Source organism: Thalassolituus sp. UBA2009, assembly GCF_002335285.1.
GTDB classification, from domain to species: Bacteria; Pseudomonadota; Gammaproteobacteria; order Pseudomonadales; family Oceanobacteraceae; genus Venatoribacter; species Venatoribacter alkanivorans.
On sequence record NZ_DDCJ01000160.1, the window covers coordinates 25,223 to 25,433 of the forward strand.

Here is a 211-nt window from a genome sequence, read left to right on the forward strand (position 1 = left end):
CAGACCAGACATATCTGCGGTTTCGGCGGCGGCCCCAGAGGCGCAGAAAACCATCACCGCGATGCTGCTTTTCAGATCAAACGCATTTTTTAAATATCATGTCTCAAACACGGTTTCCTATGAAATACGGCTGAGCGGGTTAGTGTAACCGGCGATCGTGCGGCGCCAGCCAACCAGATGATTCTGAGGCCTTCAGAGCAAAACCCTGCCC